Source organism: Microbacterium sp. PMB16 (assembly GCF_051294855.1).
Lineage (GTDB): Bacteria > Actinomycetota > Actinomycetes > Actinomycetales > Microbacteriaceae > Microbacterium.
Genome location: NZ_CP145908.1, coordinates 2,036,685 through 2,056,277, shown reverse-complemented (window position 1 = coordinate 2,056,277; position 19,593 = coordinate 2,036,685). Strand labels below are relative to the sequence as shown.

General features: G+C 65.6%; 20 protein-coding genes and 2 pseudogenes. 4 read left to right on the top strand and 18 right to left on the bottom strand.

Going from position 1 to position 19,593, the window contains the following annotated elements:
- Positions 1 to 8: 8 nt before the first annotated feature.
- From V5D55_RS09830 to V5D55_RS09820, 3 genes are read right to left on the bottom strand one after another with little or no spacing between them, the layout of a single operon-like run.
- A complete protein-coding gene (locus tag V5D55_RS09830; protein ID WP_435749220.1) occupies positions 9 to 341 on the bottom strand; it encodes a hypothetical protein in 333 nt (110 codons plus the stop codon).
- Positions 342 to 377: 36 nt separating this feature from the next.
- Positions 378 to 797, bottom strand: a complete 420-nt coding sequence (locus V5D55_RS09825) for a hypothetical protein (protein WP_435749219.1) — start codon at positions 795 to 797, stop codon at positions 378 to 380.
- Positions 778 to 1,155 carry a PadR family transcriptional regulator gene (locus V5D55_RS09820; RefSeq protein WP_435749218.1) on the bottom strand — a complete coding sequence of 126 codons (378 nt, stop codon included), beginning with the start codon at positions 1,153 to 1,155 and terminating at the stop codon, positions 778 to 780. Before V5D55_RS09820 ends, V5D55_RS09825 begins: the two co-directional genes overlap by 20 nt.
- A gap of 113 nt (positions 1,156 to 1,268) precedes the next feature.
- Here V5D55_RS09820 and V5D55_RS09815 point away from each other — a divergent pair, with 113 nt between their 5' ends.
- Positions 1,269 to 1,625, top strand: coding sequence for a nuclear transport factor 2 family protein (locus V5D55_RS09815; protein ID WP_435749216.1), 357 nt, complete (start codon positions 1,269 to 1,271; stop codon positions 1,623 to 1,625).
- Between the two features lie 14 nt (positions 1,626 to 1,639).
- Here the strand turns inward: V5D55_RS09815 and V5D55_RS09810 are convergent, their stop codons facing one another.
- Entirely contained in the window at positions 1,640 to 2,290 is a 651-nt protein-coding gene (locus V5D55_RS09810; protein WP_435749214.1) for a dihydrofolate reductase family protein, read from the bottom strand.
- A 74-nt stretch (positions 2,291 to 2,364) separates the two neighbouring features.
- On the opposite strand from V5D55_RS09810, the gene V5D55_RS09805 reads away from it, so the two are divergent.
- Positions 2,365 to 2,730: a hypothetical protein gene (locus V5D55_RS09805; RefSeq protein ID WP_435749213.1), complete on the top strand. Its 366-nt coding sequence runs from the start codon at positions 2,365 to 2,367 to the stop codon at positions 2,728 to 2,730.
- A 49-nt stretch (positions 2,731 to 2,779) separates the two neighbouring features.
- Here V5D55_RS09805 and V5D55_RS09800 read toward each other — a convergent pair.
- The 7 genes and pseudogenes from V5D55_RS09800 to V5D55_RS09770 form a co-directional block, all read right to left on the bottom strand.
- Positions 2,780 to 3,501 (bottom strand): annotated as a pseudogene (locus V5D55_RS09800) (hypothetical protein).
- A gap of 48 nt (positions 3,502 to 3,549) precedes the next feature.
- The gene (locus V5D55_RS09795) at positions 3,550 to 4,737 is read right to left on the bottom strand and encodes a serine hydrolase domain-containing protein (protein WP_435749211.1); all 1,188 of its coding nucleotides are present in this window, start codon (positions 4,735 to 4,737) and stop codon (positions 3,550 to 3,552) included.
- A 16-nt stretch (positions 4,738 to 4,753) separates the two neighbouring features.
- Positions 4,754 to 5,605 (bottom strand): carbohydrate ABC transporter permease, encoded by an 852-nt coding sequence (locus V5D55_RS09790; protein WP_435749210.1) that lies wholly within the window; start codon positions 5,603 to 5,605, stop codon positions 4,754 to 4,756.
- Positions 5,602 to 6,441 carry a carbohydrate ABC transporter permease gene (locus V5D55_RS09785; RefSeq protein ID WP_435749209.1) on the bottom strand — a complete coding sequence of 280 codons (840 nt, stop codon included), beginning with the start codon at positions 6,439 to 6,441 and terminating at the stop codon, positions 5,602 to 5,604. The genes V5D55_RS09790 and V5D55_RS09785 overlap by 4 nt, the downstream gene beginning before the upstream one ends.
- Positions 6,442 to 6,615: 174 nt before the next feature.
- Positions 6,616 to 7,953 carry an ABC transporter substrate-binding protein gene (locus V5D55_RS09780; RefSeq protein ID WP_435749208.1) on the bottom strand — a complete coding sequence of 446 codons (1,338 nt, stop codon included), beginning with the start codon at positions 7,951 to 7,953 and terminating at the stop codon, positions 6,616 to 6,618.
- Between the two features lie 151 nt (positions 7,954 to 8,104).
- Positions 8,105 to 8,971: an alpha-L-fucosidase gene (locus tag V5D55_RS09775; protein WP_435749207.1), complete on the bottom strand. Its 867-nt coding sequence runs from the start codon at positions 8,969 to 8,971 to the stop codon at positions 8,105 to 8,107.
- Between the two features lie 50 nt (positions 8,972 to 9,021).
- Positions 9,022 to 9,330: pseudogene (locus tag V5D55_RS09770) on the bottom strand (alpha-L-fucosidase); the annotation flags it as partial.
- Between the two features lie 172 nt (positions 9,331 to 9,502).
- On the opposite strand from V5D55_RS09770, the gene V5D55_RS09765 reads away from it, so the two are divergent.
- Together V5D55_RS09765 and V5D55_RS09760 are read left to right on the top strand one after the other, a co-directional pair.
- A complete protein-coding gene (locus V5D55_RS09765; protein ID WP_435749206.1) occupies positions 9,503 to 10,534 on the top strand; it encodes a LacI family DNA-binding transcriptional regulator in 1,032 nt (343 codons plus the stop codon).
- A 368-nt stretch (positions 10,535 to 10,902) separates the two neighbouring features.
- A complete protein-coding gene (locus V5D55_RS09760) occupies positions 10,903 to 12,969 on the top strand; it encodes a BNR repeat-containing protein (protein WP_435749204.1) in 2,067 nt (688 codons plus the stop codon).
- A gap of 118 nt (positions 12,970 to 13,087) precedes the next feature.
- On the opposite strand, the gene V5D55_RS09755 is transcribed toward V5D55_RS09760, so the two are convergent.
- The 7 genes from V5D55_RS09755 to urtB all read right to left on the bottom strand — a co-directional run bounded on the left by V5D55_RS09755 (position 13,088) and on the right by urtB (position 19,552).
- Complete coding sequence (locus V5D55_RS09755) at positions 13,088 to 13,660, bottom strand: TetR/AcrR family transcriptional regulator (protein ID WP_435749203.1); 573 nt, start codon at positions 13,658 to 13,660, stop codon at positions 13,088 to 13,090.
- 8 nt (positions 13,661 to 13,668) lie between these two features.
- Positions 13,669 to 14,256, bottom strand: coding sequence for a TetR/AcrR family transcriptional regulator (locus V5D55_RS09750; protein WP_435749202.1), 588 nt, complete (start codon positions 14,254 to 14,256; stop codon positions 13,669 to 13,671).
- The gene (locus V5D55_RS09745; RefSeq protein ID WP_435749282.1) at positions 14,256 to 15,977 is read right to left on the bottom strand and encodes a purine-cytosine permease family protein; all 1,722 of its coding nucleotides are present in this window, start codon (positions 15,975 to 15,977) and stop codon (positions 14,256 to 14,258) included. Before V5D55_RS09745 ends, V5D55_RS09750 begins: the two co-directional genes overlap by 1 nt.
- Before the next feature lie 75 nt (positions 15,978 to 16,052).
- Positions 16,053 to 16,739, bottom strand: a complete 687-nt coding sequence (locus tag V5D55_RS09740) for an ATP-binding cassette domain-containing protein (protein ID WP_435749200.1) — start codon at positions 16,737 to 16,739, stop codon at positions 16,053 to 16,055.
- Position 16,740: 1 nt separating this feature from the next.
- Positions 16,741 to 17,562: an urea ABC transporter ATP-binding protein UrtD gene (gene urtD, locus V5D55_RS09735; protein ID WP_435749199.1), complete on the bottom strand. Its 822-nt coding sequence runs from the start codon at positions 17,560 to 17,562 to the stop codon at positions 16,741 to 16,743.
- Entirely contained in the window at positions 17,559 to 18,671 is a 1,113-nt protein-coding gene (gene urtC, locus V5D55_RS09730; RefSeq protein ID WP_435749198.1) for an urea ABC transporter permease subunit UrtC, read from the bottom strand. The genes urtD and urtC overlap by 4 nt, the downstream gene beginning before the upstream one ends.
- Positions 18,668 to 19,552 (bottom strand): urea ABC transporter permease subunit UrtB, encoded by an 885-nt coding sequence (gene urtB / locus V5D55_RS09725; RefSeq protein ID WP_435749197.1) that lies wholly within the window; start codon positions 19,550 to 19,552, stop codon positions 18,668 to 18,670. The genes urtC and urtB overlap by 4 nt, the downstream gene beginning before the upstream one ends.
- Between the last annotated feature and the right edge of the window lie 41 nt (positions 19,553 to 19,593).

The window sequence follows — 19,593 nt, the reverse complement described above, 5'->3', positions numbered from 1 at the left end:
TACCGGAGTCACAGCGCCGAGGGGGAACCCGTGCCCTCCTGACCGCCGGAGATCGACAGGATGGCGGGGACCACGGTGCGCCAGAGGACGGGCGGCGGCATCTGATGCCCCATGCCCGCGAGCGGGATGAGCCGCGCGCCGGTGATGTCCCAGGCCAGCGCCTCTCCGTGGCCGAAGGGGAGCGCGGCCGGCGTCCCGTCAGACGACCGACTCAGCGTGCACGAGCTGCGACCGGCGGTGCCGCCCCGAGAGATCCATCTGCACTGGCCGGCGCGGAGATCCCACTCCCCGCTCGCCCGCCGGGCGATCGAGATCTCGATCGAGGTCGCCACGGAGATCACGCGCGAACAGGATCCTCGCGGCGACAGCGAGCGAGATCAGGCCTGACGGCGTCCGCGGGGGTCTTTGATCGGGTCCATCGCGATCACCATCAGGATGATCCAGGCGACGATCGCGAGGGCGCCGACGACGATCCCGACGAGGGACGGGATCCCCCACAGGAGTTCCTGGTGCTGCATTGCCGCGAAGATCCCTTTCAGCAGGAGCAGCGTTCCTCCGATGGTGAGGACGGCGGAGGCGACGTAGAGCGGCCAGCCGATCGACTTCTTGCGTCCGCGCGCGAGCTGCGCAGCGAACTCGCGCGGTGTCCCGAAGACCTCCGTCGGGTCCTCATCCGCTTCGGCGGTGTGACTCTCGACCTGAGCGACCGCATCACCGATGACCGCTCCCCTCACCTCTCGCTCCCTGAGCTCTTCGATGAGTTCGGCGGTGTACTTCTCAACTGTCTCGCGAGTCACCGGATGCGCCCTTTCGTTCGATGTGTCCTTCGGGATCGATGACCGCGGCGGCCCGGCCCGAGAACGCCAGCCACTGCCGGCGCTCCTGGGCGAGGCGGGTTCGGCCCGCGGGTGTCACCGTGTAGTACTTGCGGCCTGGACCGCCGGCGCCCAGCCGCCACTCGGCGGCGAGCGCTCCGCTCTCCTCGAGTCGATTGAGGAGCGGATACAGGGTGCCGCCTTTGATCGTGCCGAGTCCGGCTTCGGCCAAGCGGGTGCCAACGACGTAACCGTAGGTCTCGCCCTCGGACACGATCGCCAGAACCGCGAGCTCGATCACGCCGCGCAGCCATCCCGCAGGCCAGGTCTCCGCATCCATGACTAGATTGTTACACCGACTAGTCAGTGACGCAACCTAAGAAAGCGCAATCACACGGTGCTCTGGTTCTCAACCCCGTTGGTCGCGCACGGTCGCCATGGGAGGCTTTCGACATGAGCCACTCCGACGACATCAACCCCGCACTGCCGGCATCCATCAAGGAGTTCGTCGATGCCACCAACGACGGCGACACCGAGCGCTTCGTCTCCGTCTTCACCGAAGACGCGAATCTCGACGACTGGGGCCGGAAGTTCCATGGGCATGACGGCATCCGCTCGTGGAACGACACCGACAACATCGGCAAGCAGAGCCACTTCGAGGTCGTGGGCGTCGCCGAAGGGGAGGGTCCGGAGACGTACGTCGTCACTCTCGCTGTGACGGGCAACGGCTACAACGGCACCGGCCCGATGATCTTCACCCTGCGGGACGACCTGATCGCGGACGTGAAGATCAGCGACACGACGACCTGATCGTTCGCCGTCGTTCAGACCTTTCGCGTGAAGGTGATGTGGATCGTGCCGCTCTCCGCCACCTCGGTGCGCGCGGCGTGGGTGTGCTCCAGCCCGCGCAGCCCCTCCCACACGCTGTTGCCCTTGCCGAGGATGATCGGCGCGACCTGCACGTGCAGCTCGTCGACGAGGCCCGCGCGAAGGAACTCCTGAGCAGTGCGGATGCCGCCGCCGACCCGGACGTCGAGGCCCCCGGCAGCGATGGTCGCCTCCTGGAGAACGTCGTCGATCGCTCCGCTTCGGAAATGGAAGGTCGTGCCGCCGTCCATGGCGATCTCGGGCCGCGGCGCGGAACTCGTCAGCACGTATACCGGGCAGCCGAACGGGGGCTCGTCGCCCCACCACCCCCGCCAGTCTTCTTCCTGGTGGGCGTGCAATCCGAACATCGCCGCCCCCATGATCTCGGCACCGACGCCGTCGAAGAAGGACCGCGCGTACGTGTCGTCGACGCCGGTCGTGCCGGCACCGCTGGTGTCGCCGAACACTTTCTCGCGAAACGTTCTCGTCGCGGCGTAGGCGGCGGTCAGAGGCCCCCAATCCTCGCCCATCGGGTTGTCGGACGCGGGATCGGGCGCCGCGGTGAACCCGTCGAGCGACGAGAACAGGTCGATACGAACACGGGTCATGTCAGTTCTCCATCAGGGTGAGGGCGAGAGCGGGTGCCCGAGCATTCTTTCAAGTTTCGCTGCCAACTAGGGTGGTGACCCGGGGAAAGACATCGCTCGGCACCGGAATGGGCACGATGATCGGAGTGGCGCTCATCGCCTGGGCCGTCTCGCTCGCGATGCCGTTCTTCGTGATCGCCTGGTACGCGACTCAGGCAGCCTGGAAGCAGCCGCGGGAACACCGCGGACGGACCTTCGCCGCGCCGTCGCGAGACCTGCGGCGCATCGGCTTCCGCATCCGCTGGAGCTTCCCCGCCCGCGGCCTCATGTTCAGCGCCGCCTCCTACGACGGGCCCGACCTTCCGCTGCTCGTGACCGGGAAGGTCGTCCACGTCCTCGCGATCGTGATCCTGGTGGGCGCTGGACTCATCGCTGCTCTGGCCGGGCTGGCCACGCGCTGATCAGGACCTCTCGTTTCAGATGAGCTGCAGCCCGCGTTGATGCGACCTGCTAGACCGGCGCGTCTCCGAAGTCGGGAATCGGGAGTCGCTCTCCGCCGAGAAGTGCCGACTCGTGGGCGACGATTCCCGGCAGGGTGAACCGGGCTGCGACCCAGGCGTTGACAGTCGGCATCGAGGAGTCTCTGACCGCGGTGACGAAATCGTCCACAAGGAAGTGGTGGCTTCCTTCATGCCCATCGGGAGCTCCGGCGAATGTCGCCGGAAGTCGCGACGCATCGTGCACCGGCGCATGCCCGGACACGAACGCGGCACGCAGCTCGGGTGCCACGTGCGCCAACGAGGGGTCATCGGGGCTGAGCGTCTCACTGGTCGCCAACAGATCGGAGACGTCCTTCAGACTGACCTTGTCCTGCCACACCGAGACGTTCGCCAGTTGCTCGAAGCTGGCCTTGGTGCCGAAGATAGTCGCCCTCCGCATAGAAGATGCGGCCGAACGCACCTGCTGCGTGCTGGTCACGAGCGAAGACGGTTGCCGGGTTGTCGTAGCTCGCCTCTCCCATCACGTAGGTCAGCCCCGTGTCGGAAACGGTGTCGACATCTCCTCGAAGGACGAGAAGGTGCCGGCGAGGTCCAGCTCGACCCGCAGCGCTTCAGCGCGCTCCGGCAGCAGATCCGTGAGGTACACCGCGCTCACGTCGGGGGCTGTTCGAACAGAGTCGAGAACTGCCCGGCGAATTGCCCGGCACCGACGACGCCTATCGAGAATCCCATGTCCTTCATTTTCGTGAGTGAGTCCGGCGCCCCTGCCGGATATGGGCCCTATGCGCCGGCGAGGTCGGCGAGCGCCTCGGCCCAGCCCATGCGCGGGTCCGGTCCCGAGGTATCGGACCACATCCCGGTGCACGTGTAGGCGACAGCCGTGTTCGACGCGGGGTGTGCGAACGCGATGTTCCCACCCGCGCCGGGGTGCCCGAACGTTCCCCCTGTGGCGAATCTCCCGGACGGGAACTGCGAGCCCAACCAGAATCCCAGTCCGAACTCGGCGTGCTGCTGGTTCGGCACGGCGGCCAGTTGCGGGACCGGTCCGAGGCCCAGGGTGCGGGGGCGGGTCACGAGGTCGAGCGTAGTCGGCGAGAGCAGCTGCACAGAGTCGATCTCGCCGATGGTGGCGGCGTAGACCTTCGCCACCGATCGCGCGCTCGCGATTCCGCCAGCACCGCCGAACTCCATCCGGTGCGCCTCAGCGGTGTTGAGGAACTCGACCATGTCGGGGATCGACTGCACCTCCTCGAGGAGCTCTCGGACAACCGGGTCTGAAAGATCCACTCCATGCTGCGACCACAACTCAGCAGGACCGGTCGCGGGCGGCGGACTCATGAGTGTGCGGTGCGTGACGTCGGGCTCGCGAGCTGTCGGGAGCCCGCCGACCCAGAAGTCGACCCCGAGCGGTGCGGCGACGCGCTCGGCGAAGAGTTCGCTCAGCGTCTTGCCCGCCACACGTCGAATCACTTCGCCGTTGAGATACCCGAATGTGAACGGGTGATACCACGACGCCGTGCCGGGCAGCCAGAGAGGTTCGGCGGCCGCCAGCGTCTCCGTGCACAGCGCCCAGTTCGGCAGATCACCACTCTGGATCCCCGCGCCGGAGGGGAAGAAGGGAAGACCGGCGGCGTGACTGAGGAGATGCGCAACGGTCGCCTGATCCTTGCCGCCGACGCCGAACTCCGGCCACACGAGCGACACCGGCGCATCGGGGTCGAGCTGCCCTTGCTCGATGAGCAGCGCGGCGATGATCGCGACCATGCCCTTGGTGGTGGACCACAGCACGAACAGAGAGTCCCCGTCGATCGCGTCGCCCGTTTCAGGGTCGGAACCCGTCCACAGATCGACCACCAAACTGCCGCCCTGATAGACGCATAGTTGGGCGCCGCCAGGATCGTCCGACTGCCCGCGCTCGAAGGCATCGTGTACCGCCTCGAAGCCCGGGGCGATGTCACCGTGAATCATGGAACGAGCTGCCGGACTATCGGAACACGCCACCCAGGGCGACGCCCTTGGTGATGCTCCGGTTGAACACGAGGTAGACGATGATCAGCGGAATCGTCGCGAGCGTCAGCCCGGCGAAGATGGCGCCGGTGTTGCTCGCGAACTGCCCCTTGAAGTCGAGCAGACCGACCGGGATAGTGCGGCTGTCGGGAGCCTGCAGGAGCACGATCGCCAGCTGCGTCTCACCCCAGACGAAGAAGGCATTGATCATTCCCACCGCGACGATCGGTCCCTTCGACAGGGGAAGCACGATCTTCACGAAGACCTGGAATCGCCCGAGACCGTCGATTGCCGCAGCCTCCGCGAGCTCCGCGGGGAACCCCAGGTAGAAGCTGTGCAGGATCAGTACGCAGGTGGGAAGACACAATGCGATGTACAGAACTCCCAGCGCCCAGGGCGACCCCAGCAGGTCGAGAGCGTTGAACGCCGTGTAGTACGGGATCAGCAGCATGATCAGAGGCAACGTCGTCGCTACCAGGAACAGCCGAATGATCATCAACCGCACTCGCGTCGATGCGAGCGTCGCGAAATAAGCGGTGAACGCTCCGATGAGCAAGCAGCCCGTGATCGCCACGGTCGTGACGATCGCCGAGTTCAGCAGATAGACGGCGAATCCCTGACCACCGGGGGCTCCGTTCCACGCGTCGACGAAGTTCTGCGGATACCAGTCGACGTCGAAGAGCCCCAGGGGATCGGTGTAGATGTCGGTGTTCGACTTGAACGCCAGGAGAACGATGAGCGCGAACGGGATGATCGCGAGAGCACTCCAGAGGATGGCACCGGTGTGGCCGACGACGGTGCCGGCGCGAACGCGAGTCTTGCGGGTCATTCGTCGACCCCTTTCCGGGATCCGAGGGCTTGGCCTACGAGGCCGACGACAAGAAGAAGAAGCCCGCCGACGACACTGACCGCGGCGGCGAGGCCGAAGTTGGCGAAGAGGAACGCATCCTTGTAGACCTGCACGGGCAGGATCGTCGACGCGCTTCCAGGCCCGCCTTGGGTCATTCCCCACACCAGGGTGAATCCGTTGAACGCCCAGATCACCTCGAGAAGAACGATCATGGAGAGCACCGGACGCACGAGCGGGAGCGTGATGGAGAAGAACTGCCGAATCCGGGATGCGCCGTCGATCGATGCCGCTTCGTACACCGAGACCGGCACCTCCTCCATCGCCCCGAGGATCACCAGGAACGCGAATCCGACGCCCGCCCAAACCGCCACGGCGATGATGACGTACATCACCGTGGAAGGATCTGCGAGCCACGCATGCGTATCGCCGAGACCGAGCGCGCCCAGGAACGCGTTCACGGCACCCGATCGGGGCTGAACGGACAGCGCCCAGAACACGGCAACGGCTGAGGGAGGTGCGATCGCTGGCAGGAACCACACGACCCGGTAGAAGGCCTTCCCTCGAATGCCTCCCGACACGAGCGCTGCAAGGACGGTGGCGATAGCGCAAAGCACCAGCGCCGCGCCGACGCCGAGGAGGACGGAGCGGAACAGCGCGTCACGCACCTCGGGACTACTGAAGGCCGTGACGTAGTTGTCGATGCCGATGTACCGGGGTTCGCCGACACCGGGCCACTGGGTGAACGAGGTCCGGACCAGATCGATGATCGGAAGCCCGAAGAACACCGCGAGGATGATCAGACCGGGTGCCAGCATCCACCAGACTTCGCGGGGTGTCCCCCGCCGCGTCGCTGATCGCGCCGCTCGTCGTGAGGGTCCGGATTCTTCGGGGAGGACTACTGTCACGGTTTCTAGTGAACTCACCATGCGCCTTTCTCGCAGAACAGGAAGGTGTGCCGTTCGCCATGGCGAACAGCACACCCTCGTGCGCTACTTGTTCTGAGACTTCCAGGTGTCGAACGCGTCCTGCTCCGCCTGACCGATCTGCTCCGGAGTGGTCTGTCCACTGACGAGCTGCTGAATATGCGGGTCGAGGAACGATTGACCGATCGCTCCCGGGAGGCTACCGGTCCAGCCGAGTCCGAATCCGACCGTGTTGGTGAACTCTACGACGCTCTGTACCACCGGGCCGAGGCCGGGAACGTCCGATGCAGCGACGGTGTTGACGGCGGGAAGGGACCCGACGTTCTCTGCAGCGAACTTCTGGACGTCGTCGGACGAGTACACAGCCAGGAACTTCTTGGCGAGGTCGATATTCTTCGACGTCTTCGGGACCGCAAGCGTGTCACCGGCATACAGCGACGGGAGGGTCGGCTGGTCTCCCGCTCCGGGGAGCAGCAGCCAGTCGTACTCGAAGCCGACATCGCCGAGAACGGACGGGATCCACACGCCGCCGAGGAGCATCGCGGCGTCACCAGCGGCGAAGGCCGCCTGCGCCTGGTCTCCCGCGGCGCCGGCCATTCCTTCCTGGAAGACGTTGTTGTCGTTCCAGTCTGCGATCTGCTGGAGCGAATCCGTGAACGCGGGGTCGTCGTACTTCTCCTTCGGCTCCGCGCCCGGCTGCCAAGAGACGAGGTAGTCCTTCAGCGCATCGGGCGAGTTCGCCTGCAGCTGGGCATCCTGGAGCCAAGCGAGCTGGTAACCAGCTGCCCCTCCCACAGCGAGACCGTCATATCCTGCCGTGTCGAGCTTCGTGACGATGTCGTACAGTTCGTCGTTCGACGCGATCTGGTGGTTCGCGGGTGCGGTGACTCCCGCTTCCGCGAACGCGTCCTTGTTGTAGAACACCACGTTGTAGTAGGTCGTGTCGAACAGGACGAGGTACGGAGTGTCATCCCACTTGAGGGCCCCCGAGATCGTGTCACCGTACCGGGACTCAAGGTCGGCGTCGGCCCACACATCGTCCAGAGGCTCGAGCGCGTCGGCCTTCACCAGGTCGAAGTACGGCTGCGCGTTGACCGGCACGAGGCCGATGTCCGGAGCATTCGACGATGCCATGATCTGGGTGTTGGTGGTGCTCTTCTGCTGCTCGGTCACCGTCTGGAACTCGACGGTCACACCGGGATTCTCCTTCTCGAAGATCTTGGCCGCGTACTCGAACGCCGGTTGCTGAACCGACTGCACTTGGATGGTCAGCGTCTTGTCGCCGCCGCCTCCGGCTGCTGCGCCGGATGCGCAGCCGGCGAGGGCGAGCGCGGAGACGCCGACGAAGGCGCTGATCGAGAGCGCGCGTCTGCGCACTCCTCGCGGGGTCTGGTTCTGGTGCATTTTCACTCCTTTGTGGTGGCTGCGTGACATCGGCGATTCTCCAGGGTGAATCGTTTCGCGCTGTCGGGGTAAATATAGCACTGCGCGGATGAGATGTCTCGATTTTCTTGCTGAATATGGTCGAATCCCGCTGAATAACGGGGGAGAAACGTTATGCTCGCGCCTCCGATCCTTGATCGTGGGGCTCCGGCAGTCCGAAGACGACCGCTTCCAGCCCTTCCTCCGTCTGCACAGAGGCGAGAGGGTTGTCCGCCACGACCACGACGGAGTCGCGATCGCGCCACGCGACCCACCAGTCACTGCCGGTCACGGTGACACTACCTGGGTCGATCGACGACCGGTCGAGCGTGTGGGGCTTCAGATTCCGGCTCCATTCCCCGAACCCCTCGAGCGTCCGGCGCTGGACATCAGGAATCCGGCCGCTGGCCTCGGGCCCGATGTTCAGCAGGAGACGACCGCCGCGCGAAACGACGTCGGCGTACAGGCGCGCGAGCTCGCGCGCCGAGAGCGTCAAGGACTCGTCCTCCGTGCGGTTGTAGCCGAAGGAGAAGCCGAGCCCGCGGTTGTGCTCCCAGCCGACCCCGCGTTCGTTCTGGGTGTCGTGCGCGTACTCACTGGTGCGGTAGTCCCACACGGGCGCACCCCATCGGTCGTTGACGATGCCGTCGGGCACCACGCGCTTGTAGTACGCCAGAAGCTGCTCGAGCGAGCCATCGGCCTTGCCTGCGTCGGGCCACTCGATATCGTTCCAGATCACTGCAGGCTGGTAGCGGTCGATGAGGTCGCGGACATGCGCGGTCGCGTACTCGGCATACTCCGCAGAATTGGGGCGGTACTCGGCGACATCAGACATCGACTCGATCGGAGGGAAGTCCGTGAAAGCCCAGTCGAGCCCGCCCGAGTAGTACACCCCGAAGCGCATTCCCTCGTCGCGTACAGCCTCCGCGAGCGGCGCGAGCAGATCGAGCTTGGGCCCCCGAGCGACCGTGGAAAGGCTGCCGGCCCCGGCGCGTCCCACAGAGTCACCCCATCGTGATGCTTCGTGACCGGGATGACGTAGTCCGCCCCGGCCTGGTGGAACAGCCGAGCCCACCCCGACGGATCGAACTGGGTGGGGTTCCATCGGTCGAGGAAGGTGTCGTACGAGTTGTCCCCGTATTCGGTCACGTGGTGAACGGCGGCCGGAGATCCTGCGATCCGGGAGGTGTTCGCGTACCACTCGGCGTACGCGTTGTGGGCGAACCACTTTCCTTCGGGGACAGCACCCCACGCGCCCGTCGGCTCCGCCCACGCGGGAACCGAGTACGGCCCCCAGTGGATGAAGATGCCCAGGGTGGACTGCCTGACCCATTCGGGCAGGGTGGGACTATCGGTCATTGCTCTCTCCTCGGCACGACGTGGCGAGTCGCCGCGTGGCGCCCGCTGGTTGGGTGGTCTGGGGCGTACGGCATGGCGAAACGACTAAAGGCAGGTGGATCGTCGGTAGACTCCGGGCAACATCGATGTTCCGCGCGAACGCTGCCGACGCTCGCCACACGAAGGACCGAAATTGTCGAAAAGCACCAGAACTCCCGCCACTTACAAGGACATCCAGCGCCTGACCGGGTTGTCCTTGGCGACGATCTCGAAGTACTACAACGGGCGAAACGTTCTTGCCTCCAACCGAGAAGCGATCGAATCGGCGGCCGCAGAACTGAACTATCGACCGAACGCGTTCGCCAGCAGCCTGCGACGCGGCGTCACCAGAACCGTCGGGGTCCTGCTGCCCTCGTTCCAGGTTCCGTTCCACCTCGAGATCGTCGTCGGTATCGAGAAGTACCTGCGCAGTCAGGGCATCGGAGTGCTGGTGACCTCGAATGAGCAGGACGGAGATCCGTCCGTCGTCAACGCCGTCGAGCTGCTTCTGAGCCGAAGGGTCGACGGCATCATCGGCGTCCCCGCGCTGTCGGACTCCTCGGCGCTCGCGACCGCCGTCTCGATCGGCATCCCCGTCGTCACCGTCGACTGGCGCCCCAGCGGGCTCGACGCCGACTCCGTCACTCTGGACAACGTGCACGCGGGCAGAGTCGCGACCCAGCATCTGATCGATCACGGGCACCGGACTCTCGGCGCCCTGGTCGGAGAGGAAGGAATGTGGAGCCTGCAGGGCAGGCTCGACGGCTTCCTCGCCGCGGCTCGCACCGCCGGCATCACCATCGCCGACGACCACATCCAACGCGCCCCGATCAACGTGGACTACGGATATGCGGCGATGATGCGGCTGCTCGCGGCAGACCCTCGCCCGACTGCGGTGTTCGCCGTGAACTACGACCTGACCGTCGGCGCCGTGGCCGCACTGAACGACTCCGGGCTCCGCCTCGGGCGCGACATCTCTCTCGTCGGCTTCGACTCCGTGGAGCTCGCCAAGGTGACGCGCCCGAAGCTGACGGTCTTCGTTCAGCCCGTCGAGAAGATCGCGACCGAGGCTGCTCGCATCATGAACGCTCGACTGGACAACCCGGATGAGTCGACGAGCCGCGTGGTCCTCGAGCTTCCTGGACATCTGCAGATCGGCGCATCGGTTCGGCGACTCAGCGACTGAGCGGCGAGAACGCGCCATACGCACGGCGCTATCCACCTTCGAGGCGATCCCGAAGCGGCTCTTGCGCTCGACGGATCTGAGATCCTCAGCGATGGACATGGGGCTCCTCGAGCGAGACGACGGCGAAACGATTCACTCAGAGTAGGGCGCTTGGTGACGCAAATCAACCACGGGGTGGTCCTGCCGCAGCAAGGTATGCCCTAGTTCCCCGCGGATCCGGGTCAATCCTGGCCGCGTCAAAGTTTCGAGCACGCCTTGACGACCTCGTTAACATGTCGTAACGTTTTGCCCTGTTGCGACTGTGCTCGCATCCTCTGCCCACCCGGGCTCGCGCTGATACATACCGATCTCAAGGAAGAGAGAAGTAGATGACAACTGTTCGACTCACTCAGCGAAGGAACCGGCTCACTGCCGTGTTCCTCGCCGCGACACTCGCGGCGGGTGCGCTCGCTGGGGCCGCCACGGCCCCACCCGCCCAGGCCACGACCGGAAGCGCCAGCGGATCCGACGATTTCGAACGTGCGAACGGCGCGTTGGGAACGCCCTGGACCGCGGATCGCGGTACGTGGAGCATTGCATCAGGAAAGGCGTTGTCCGCGGGCTCACCGGGGAACAACGTCGCCACCCATCGAACACTGGAACTCGGGCGTTCGTACACGGTGACGGCTGACATCGACATCGTCGCGTCCTCCCCCAGCGGCACCGAGTGGTCAGGGATCGTCGCGAAGGTCCGGGGCACCACATCGCTGAACTACTACGTGCTCCGGGCGACGACCGCCGGTGGTACCCGATCCGGGCAGTGGCAGCTGCTGAAGATGGCCAACAACGCGACCCCCACGGTCCTCACGCAGGGCGCGCTGACCGCCCCCTACGGGACGCGTCTGCAGTTGAGCTTGGCGCGAGACGGCGCACAGTTCCAGGTGACGGTTCGTAACGGCGCGACGGGAGCGACTCTCGCCACGGGAGCACACACGCTCGCCGTCGTCGATCCTGCGCGCGTCGGGGGCTACGCCGGGCTCTACTCGAACTCGGGCAATCTCCAGGCACGGTCGTTCGGTCTCACCACCTCCACTCCGGCGATCGCTCCCCCGGGCGCCGTGGCCTGCAAGCCCGCCGGGCAGTACAACTTCCCTGGCGGGAGCGGAGAGGTTCTCGAGACGGTTCCGGTGGGCACCACCTTCGCCGGAATACCCGTGACGCAGCGCGTCCTGACCGACGGCGACGACCAGTACGTCGCCTACTACAACGCGCAGCGCGGCATGACCATCGCGCATCGCAGTCTGTCTGCGGCGACCCCCACGTGGACGACGAAGGTCCTCCCCACCACCCTCGGCTGGGACAGCCACAACTACATCTCCATCGGGCTCGACCGCAACCGGAATCTCCACGTCGCCGGCAACATGCACAACGTCGGCCTGATCTACTTCCGCACCACCACGCCGGGCAACGTCAACACCCTTACGCGCGTGACGAACATGGTGAGCGCCAGCACCGAGAACTCGGTCACCTACCCGGAGTTCGTGAACCGGCAGGACGGCAGCCTCGTCTTCAGCCACCGCAATGGCGGCTCCGGGGATGGCGTCACGTACTTCAACCTCTACAACGAGACGTCCAACACCTGGTCTCGTCTCGTCGACCAGCCGCTGTTCAACGGATCCGGTTCGGCGGCCAACCCCTCCGGCACGTGGAACGCCTATTTCGAGACCCCCGTGCTCGGTCCGGACGGCAACTTCCACATGATCTGGGTCTGGAGAGACACACCCGACGCGGCGACCAACAGCCTGCTCACGTATGCGCGCAGCGCGAACCTCGTCGACTGGTTCGACAGTGCGGGCAACCCGCTCACGTCGCCGTTCCGCTATGGCGATGCCGATGTCGTGGACCCCGTCCCCGACGGAGGAGGACTGCTCAACGGCAACGCGAAGCTCGGCTTCGACGCGGATGGCACGCCCATCATCAGCTACCACAAGTACGACGACACAGGTCGCTCGCAGATCTATGTCGCCCGTGCGGACGGCACAGGTGACTGGGACATCAGCCAGGTCAGCAACTGGGAAGGCCGCTGGAGCTTCGGCGGCGGCGGGAGCCTCGACTTCAAGGTCATCATGGCCGGATCTCAGGTCATGAGCGACGGGAACATCCGCGTCGACTTCCGGTGCGAAGGATCTCCGCAGAGCATCGTGGTCAACGATTCGCTCACCGGTGTGGCTCAGGCACCGACCCCGCCGCTGCCCTCATCGGTCACGACCGTTCGCGGCACGTACCCGGGGCTTCAGGTGAATCTTCAGACCGACCTCAACGGCGCCGCCGCTGCGGGAGGAACCTGGTACCTCCGCTGGGAGTCGCTGCCCAGCAACCTGGACCAGCCGCGCACAGAGTGGCCCCAGTCAGGGAGCGGCATCGAGCTGGTGAGGATCGGAGTCCCTGAGGAGTAGACCCTCCTGACCGCGATCCCCGAAGCCGCCCACTGCGCCCCCCGCAGTGGGCGGCTTCGGTGAACAAAGTTCCAGCCGCGCGATGAGGGGTCGGTTCAGTAGCAGTAGCGCCGCAGCGTCACCCCACGCGCGAGCGAATGGGGTTGAGTACGGCCTCTGCAGCCCAGGCGGCGGCGTCGGCGATGTCTCCGTGGCTCATTCCGAACTCCCGGCGCAACGTGACCCACGTCGCGGCCGAGTCGAGGTGGGCGAGGGCTGCGACGATCGCCCGTCGCTCATCGTGTCCCAGTGTCGTGATCTCCGCATCGATCATCTGCGCGAGCACTTCTCTGCGCGGGCTGGGAGCGGCCCCGCTGATCCCTCGCATGGCTGTTTCGGCCACCACATGCGCCAGCTCCGGCCGGTGGTCGTACGACTCCATCGCGGCGCGAATCGTCAGAGGCATGTCGAAAATGCTCGTCGTGCCCTGTCGGAGGAAGATCGTGCGCTCGATCCAGGCGGCCGTCGCGAGCAGGAGGTCGACGCGCGTCGCGTAGTTGCGAAAGATGGTGCGTTCGCTGACGCCTGCGCGTCGGGCGATCAACCGAAATGGAACGTCGTCGGTACCGAGCTCCTCGATGAGTTCCGCATAGGCAGCGAGAATTGCTTCCTGAGTCCGGCTCACGTTGCCGTCGTCGGGTTCGGGGGTCACCGACATCGTCATCCCGACGCCCGCTCCGCTGCCCGATCGGCCTCGGTGACGCCTACCAGGTCGCCCAGCACCTGCGAGGCCGTGCGCTCGAAGACGTCGCCGATCGCCGGCGCACTCATGTCGAAGCCTGTCCGCATTCGCGCCCAGAACTGCGCGGAGGCGAAGTACCGCAGCGTCGCCGCCACTCGGCGCAGGTCCCGCCCATTCACCGAGGGGTAGTTCGTGGCGAGCATCGCCACGAGCACCCGGGTGAAGTAGCTGGGCTCCGGCTCGCCGGTCGGCGAAATGGATGCCGCACGCGCGCACACGAATGCGAAAGCCGGTGACGCGTCGAAGGCAGCGAACCGAGCGCGCGATGCTTCGCGGAACTCCGGGATCGTGACGAACGGTGGGAGCGGGAACACGGTGGACTCGATCCAGCCCGCTACCCCCTCGAGCAGGTGCGATCTGGTCGGGAAGTGCCGGTACACCGTCCTCTCCGACACTCCGACGGCATCGCCCAGGCTCCGATACGAAATATCGTCGAAGGGACTCTCACGCAGAGCTGCAGCGGCGTGGGAAAGGATCACTGTCGGCGTGTCCGTTCCCTCCGCCATCATCCGTTCCTTTCCATCTCTTCCACGGGCTCTTCGACCAGCTTCTTCGGCGAATGACTTCGCCGCGACGGCGGCTCGGCAGGCAGCACATACCGATCTGAGTCATCCAGCGTCAGCGCAAGTGACGACACATACTGCGTCTCGCCGTGAGGACCACGCTCCGCCGACGCCAGCATATCCGGACGCTCGAACGTGTAGCCGGTGACGTGGCAGCGCAACCGCTCACCCGACGGGTTGCCGTCGACATCGATCATCGGCGAGGAGATGCCGTCGGTCTGACGTCGCAGGTAGTACCTGCCGCGCGTGACCAGCGCCATCACGGGCGTCGTGATCACGGCGACGCCGATGGCGATCAGCACGGAGAACGGCCGAAGATCGTCGCCGAACAGGCCCGCGAACGCGGCCAAGGACAGGAGCGAAGCCAGCCCGACCGACACGAGGCCGACCGGGTTCCAATCGCGAAGCATCCCACGACGGAACTCCGGATAGATCGGTGAGATACGCAGCACGTGCTTGTTGAACACGATGTCGGTGGCGATCGTGACCAGCCACGCCATCACGACGTTCGCGTAGAGGCTGAGCACGAAGCTGATCAGACTGAAGACGTCCATCCACATCAGCGCGAGGGCCATCGCAAGGTTGACGAAGATGAAGATCGATCTGCCCGGGTAGGTCTTCGTGAGCCGGGTGTAGACGTTCGACCAGGCCAGTGAACCGGAGTAGGCGTTCGTGACGTTGATCTTGATCTGGGCGATGACGACGAGCACGAGCGCCAGACCGACCGCCAGCCACTCCGGCATGATCGATTCGTAGAGGGCGATGAACTGGCGGACCGGCTCGGCGGCGCGCTGCCCGAGAGCCGGGTCGACCCGGGTGATGAGGTAGACCGCGAGGAAGACGCCGATCACCTGCTTGATGCCGCTGAAGAGCACCCATCCCGGCCCGGCGAACAGCAACCACGCCCACCACGACCGCCGATGACTCCGGGGGCGCGGGGGCATCGCGCGGATCACGTCGATCTGCTCGGCCAGCTGCGGCGTGAGCGCGAAGCACAGGGCGGCGCTCGCGATGACCGCCTCAAAGCTGACGTCGCCACCGGACGCGCCCGTGAAACCGACGAATGCCTGCACGGCATCCGGGTCGGAGACGATCACCCACAGCAGCGGCAGCAGCGCGAGTCCGAGCCACAGGGGTGTCGTCCAGAACTGCAGTCGCTCGAGCGCGCGCATCCCATGGATCACGATCGGGACCACAACGACCGTGGAGATCAGGTAGCCGAGCGGGAGCGGGATGCCGATGACGACGTGAAGCCCCTGGCCCATGATCGCCCCTTCGAGGGCGAAGAAGATACAGGTGAAGACCGCGAAGATCACGGTGGTGATCGATGAGCCGTAGTAGCCGAACCCCGACCCGCGCGCGATCAGATCCAGATCCAGGTTGTAACGGGCCGCGTAGTAGGCGATCGGCACACCGACGATGAAGATGATGAGCGAGGCGAACAGGATGCCGAGTACCGCGTTGCCCGTGCCGTGCTCGATTCCCACGCTCGCGCCGATCGAGAAATCGGCGAGGAAGGCGATCGAACCGAGCGCCGTGACCCCTATCGAGCCGGCGCTCCAGCGTCGGAAAGTGCGCGGGACGTAGCGGAAGGCATAGTCCTCAAGACTGTCCTCAGCTGCGGCACGCGCGTTGCCTGCCCTGCTCGCCGTGAGCTTCACCATCGCCACCCCCGCACCCTGCATGTGGGGTACATTGTCGCCACTTCGTGTTTCCGTGGCGTTTCAGGCACACAGCAGTCAGATCGCCATCGCCGCGCGCACGCCTTCGGTCGCCGCCGCTCCACCCTCGCCCGTGCTCGAAGCGAAGCCGCTCGCGAGCACGAGGTACTTGTCTGCGGCCTCCAATGCGAAGCCGATGTGCTGCTCGACGAGGAGCACCGACAGCCCCTCGCTCGCGAGCTGCATGACCGTGTGCTCGATCTCGGCGACGAGAGTCGGCTGAATGCCCTCGGTCGGCTCGTCGAGGATGAGCAGCTTCGGTTGAGTGATGAGCGCCCGCGCGATGGCGAGCTGCTGACGCTGGCCGCCCGAGAGCAGTCCGGCCCTGCGCGTGGCGAACTTCTCGAGCGCGGGGAACCGCGAGAGCTGCTGCTCGATGAGCCCCTTCCCTCCTCGGCGCCCGTCGGCGACCAGCTGCAGGTTCTCCATCGTCGTCAGCTGCGCGAACGACTGCTGCCCCTGCGGAACGTACGCCATCCCGCGCGCGACACGCTTGTTGGGGGGAAGCGATGTGACGTCCTCGCCGTCGAAGACGACCCTGCCGCTGCGCGGCTTGATCAGTCCGATCGCGACGCGCAGCAGGGTCGACTTGCCCGCGCCGTTGTGCCCGAGGACGGCGACGACGGTGTCGGATCGCGGGAGCGTCACGCCGTGCAGCACGAGCGTGCGGCCGTAGCCCGCCTGAATATCGTTCATCTCGAGCATGTCAGGCTCCGCCTCCCTGGGTGACGGATTCCGGCACCATGGTCGTGGTGTCTCCTAGGGCCAGCCCCTCGGTCGTGGTCGCTGCACCCGCCGTCCCGAGGTAGACCTCTTGCACCTTCGGATCGGCTTGCACCTGCGCCACCGTGCCTTCGGAGAGCACCTTGCCCTGATGAAGCACCGTGACCCGCGACGCGTAGCGACGCATGAAGTCCATGTCGTGCTCGACGACGAGGACGATGTGGCGCTTCGCGATGCGCTGCATGAGTTCGCCGGTGGCCGTGCGCTCGTCCTGGCTCATGCCGGCGACGGGTTCATCCAACAGCAACGCGCGGGGATCCTGCACGAGCATCATCCCGATCTCCAACCACTGCTTCTGCCCGTGCGACAGGATGCCGGCGGGCGTGTCCCGCTCGTCGGCGAGTCCGGTTTCCTCCAGCGCCTGCTCGATCACAGGGTCGACGCCCCGCCGTGCGCGCAGCAGCGAGAAAGGGGATCGACTGAGACCTGCGGCGATATCGAGGTTCTGCAGCACAGTGAGCTGTTCGAACACGCTCGCGGTCTGGAACGTGCGGCCGACACCGAGGCGGACGATCTTGTTGACAGGCCTGCCCAGCAGCTCATGATCTCCGAGCCTCACCGAGCCGGTTCCTTTCGACAGACCGGTGATGGCGTCGATGCACGTCGTCTTGCCCGCACCGTTCGGACCGATGAGGAATCTGACCTCGCCCGGATGGGCATCGAAGGACACCCCGCCCACGGCGACGAATCCGTCGAACTCCACACGCAGATCAGTGACGACGAGCGATTCCTCGGTTGCAGTCATTTCTTCACCTCATCGAGAACGGGTGCCGAATCGGCAGGGGCGGATGCGGTTGCGGATGGAGCCGTTCGCGGACGCCAGAGCAGGTGCTTCGCTCTGCCCAGCAGCGAGGACAGCCCCATGGGAAGGAAAAGCGTGACCAGGATGAAGACCAGACCCAGGATGTAGACCCAGCCGCTCGGCCAGCTCGATCCGAGACTCGACTGACCCCACCCGATCGCCATCGCTCCCAGCGCAGGGCCGAAGAGCGAGGCGCGTCCGCCGAGAGCGACACCGGCGATCATCAGGATCGATGCCGAGGCTCCGATCTCGGCCGGAGTGACGATGCCGACGATCGGTACGAACATCGCTCCGGCGATGCTGGCCATCACCGCGGCGACGACGTATGCGACGAGCTTGATGTTGGCGGGATCGTATCCCAGGAACCGCACACGCTCCTCGGCATCCCTGGTGGCGATGAGCAGTTCGCCGAAACGACTGCGGTTGAGCTGCCAGACCGCCAGCAGGCACCCGATGAGAAGAGATGCGGCGATCAGGTAGATCATGATCTTGTTGGCGTCGTCGTTCAGGACGAATCCGAAGAAATAGGTGAAGTCGCTGAGCCCGGTGTCTCCACCGGTCTCCCGGATGGTCGAACTGATCAGCACGGCCATCGCGACGGCGAGTGCCTGGGACAGGATCGCGAAGTACGCGCCCTTGATCCTGCGCTTGAACAGCGCGAAGCCGAGGATGGATGCCACGATCACCGGGAGAGCCACGATGGCGACCAGGGTGAAGACATCGCTGCGGAACGGCTCCCAGAAGGCCGGCAGCGGAGCCTGCGGGTCGTACAGGATCATGAAGACGGGGAGACTGTCCGGGCCCGCGCTCTCGAGCGTGAGGTGCATCGCCATGGCGTAGGCGCCCAGGCCGAAGAAGACGCCCTGACCGAGGACCAGCATCCCGCCTCGCCCCCACGCCAGGCCGATGCCGACGGCAGCGATCGCCCAGCAGGCGTATTTTCCGAGATTGTTGATCCAGTGCATCGACAGCAGGGCGGGCGCCACGACCAGGAGGGTGATGGCGAGCACCCCGATGCCGATGAGTGGAAGCCACGGCTTCAGTTTCGTCATGTCAGCCCCCGAGTCCGGACAGTGAACAGACCTTGCGGTCGGAATTGAAGGAAGACGACGAGCAGAACGAAGGCGAACACCTGCGCCATGCTGCCGGTCGTCCAGTCGGCGAAGTACGACAGCGCGATGCCGAACACCAGCGCGGCGATCACGGTGCCCTTGATCTGGCCGATGCCGCCGGCAACGACGACGAGGAAGGCGGGGATGATGTACTGCGTCCCCATCTGGGAGTTCGTGCCGCCGATCAGGGATGCGGCGACGCCGGCGACGCCGGCCAGGCCCGACCCGACGAAGAAGGTGAGCCGGTCGATGGTGCGGGTACGGATGCCGCTGGTCTCGGCGAGGTCGCGGTTCTGGACCGTCGCTCGGATCCGACGTCCGAACGACGAGTACTTCAGCCATGCCGCGAGCGCTGCGAGGCAGATCGCAGCGAGCAGAATCGTGAATGCCTGCCGAAGCGGCCACCCGTAGCCGAGGACATCGATCTGACCGGCGAGCCAGTCGGAGCTCTCAACCGGAACGCCCTGTGCGGGAAAGATCTGAAGCGCGACCTGCTGCAGGATCAGGCTCACACCGACGGTGACCAGGAGGGTGTCCAGTGGGCGCCGATACATCCACTGGATGATGCCGATCTCCAAGAGCAGGCCGAGCAGGCCCGCGCCGACGAAGGCGAGTGGCAGAGCGACCAGGATGGACAGGTTGACGGAGGACACGATCAGCTGAGTCAGGTAGGCGATGAAGGCGCCGGCCATGATGAACTCGCCGTGCGCCATGTTGATGACCCCCATCTGACCGAAGGTCAGCGTGAGTCCGAGCGCGGCGAGCAGCAGCAGCGCTCCGAGCGCTGTGCCGTTCAGCAGCGGCGGTATGAGTGCTTCCATGTGTGCGGTCACTCTCTCTGCGGGAAGTAAGGAGCCAGGAG

What these genes read in the sequence shown, in the direction of transcription:
- V5D55_RS09820 (WP_435749218.1), bottom strand. Translation starts at nt 1,155, where the DNA reads ATGGATGCGGAGACCTGGCCTGCGGGATGGCTGCGCGGCGTGATCGAG.
- V5D55_RS09815 (WP_435749216.1), top strand. Translation starts at nt 1,269, where the DNA reads ATGAGCCACTCCGACGACATCAACCCCGCACTGCCGGCATCCATCAAG.
- V5D55_RS09810 (WP_435749214.1), bottom strand. Translation starts at nt 2,290, where the DNA reads ATGACCCGTGTTCGTATCGACCTGTTCTCGTCGCTCGACGGGTTCACC.
- V5D55_RS09795 (WP_435749211.1), bottom strand. Translation starts at nt 4,737, where the DNA reads ATGATTCACGGTGACATCGCCCCGGGCTTCGAGGCGGTACACGATGCC.
- V5D55_RS09790 (WP_435749210.1), bottom strand. Translation starts at nt 5,605, where the DNA reads ATGACCCGCAAGACTCGCGTTCGCGCCGGCACCGTCGTCGGCCACACC.
- V5D55_RS09785 (WP_435749209.1), bottom strand. Translation starts at nt 6,441, where the DNA reads ATGCTGGCACCCGGTCTGATCATCCTCGCGGTGTTCTTCGGGCTTCCG.
- V5D55_RS09780 (WP_435749208.1), bottom strand. Translation starts at nt 7,953, where the DNA reads ATGCACCAGAACCAGACCCCGCGAGGAGTGCGCAGACGCGCGCTCTCG.
- V5D55_RS09760 (WP_435749204.1), top strand. Translation starts at nt 10,903, where the DNA reads ATGACAACTGTTCGACTCACTCAGCGAAGGAACCGGCTCACTGCCGTG.
- V5D55_RS09750 (WP_435749202.1), bottom strand. Translation starts at nt 14,256, where the DNA reads ATGGCGGAGGGAACGGACACGCCGACAGTGATCCTTTCCCACGCCGCT.
- V5D55_RS09745 (WP_435749282.1), bottom strand. Translation starts at nt 15,977, where the DNA reads ATGGTGAAGCTCACGGCGAGCAGGGCAGGCAACGCGCGTGCCGCAGCT.
- V5D55_RS09740 (WP_435749200.1), bottom strand. Translation starts at nt 16,739, where the DNA reads ATGCTCGAGATGAACGATATTCAGGCGGGCTACGGCCGCACGCTCGTG.
- urtD (WP_435749199.1), bottom strand. Translation starts at nt 17,562, where the DNA reads ATGACTGCAACCGAGGAATCGCTCGTCGTCACTGATCTGCGTGTGGAG.
- urtC (WP_435749198.1), bottom strand. Translation starts at nt 18,671, where the DNA reads ATGACGAAACTGAAGCCGTGGCTTCCACTCATCGGCATCGGGGTGCTC.
- urtB (WP_435749197.1), bottom strand. Translation starts at nt 19,552, where the DNA reads ATGGAAGCACTCATACCGCCGCTGCTGAACGGCACAGCGCTCGGAGCG.